The organism is Roseibium sp. RKSG952, assembly GCF_009711355.1.
The window spans coordinates 1-211 of sequence record NZ_SMMF01000027.1 but is presented as its reverse complement, the minus strand read 5'-3'; the positions used below and the strand labels follow the sequence as shown (position 1 = coordinate 211).

1 protein-coding gene is annotated in these 211 nt (G+C 60.2%); it reads left to right on the top strand.

Annotation, left to right across the window (positions count from 1 at the left end; genetic code table 11):
• Positions 1–211: transposase (locus tag E1297_RS00055; RefSeq protein WP_196223046.1), on the top strand; the 211-nt coding region annotated here is incomplete at both ends.

Sequence of the window (211 nt, the reverse complement as noted above, 5' to 3'; positions counted from 1 at the left end):
CGGGCCGAAGAACACCTTGCCGCGCACCGCAGCAATTGCGAGACAGTTTATGCGGCCAAAAGCTGGGGCAGCCGGGAACGCCGGACCATTGCCCGGATCGGGTCAACCCCGCTTGGCCTTGATATCTGCACCATTGTCACATTACTTGAAGGGCAAACCCCGGCGCGCCTCTACGAGATTTTCTATTGTGCCCGCGGGCAGGCTGAAAACC